Below are 260 nucleotides of genomic sequence, written 5' to 3' on the forward strand. Positions count from 1 at the left end.
CGTGATGTGTCATGGTCTTCTTTTGTACAAAAACTGATGTATAAGGCGAAATGGTTCGATCGAAAAATTGTCGAAATCGACAGATTCTTCCCATCGAGCCAACTTTGTCATACTTGCGGTCATCGAGATGGCAAGAAACCATTAGCTATTCGTGTGTGGACTTGTTCATCTTGTGGTACGACACTAGACCGAGATATTAGTGCAAGTAAGAATATCTTAATCGAAGGGTTGAGACTTTTAAAGCAACAACCGTAGGAACT

General features: G+C 40.8%; 1 protein-coding gene. It reads left to right on the forward strand.

What is annotated here, in order from left to right; all coding sequences use genetic code 11:
- On the forward strand, positions 1 to 255 hold a 255-nt coding region (locus KTHG_RS00380), incomplete at its 5' end, for a zinc ribbon domain-containing protein (protein WP_139991823.1).
- Positions 256 to 260: the final 5 nt, after the last annotated feature.

Origin of the sequence: Kurthia sp. Dielmo, assembly GCF_000307285.2 — a bacterium.
GTDB lineage: Bacteria > Bacillota > Bacilli > Bacillales_A > Planococcaceae > Kurthia > Kurthia populi.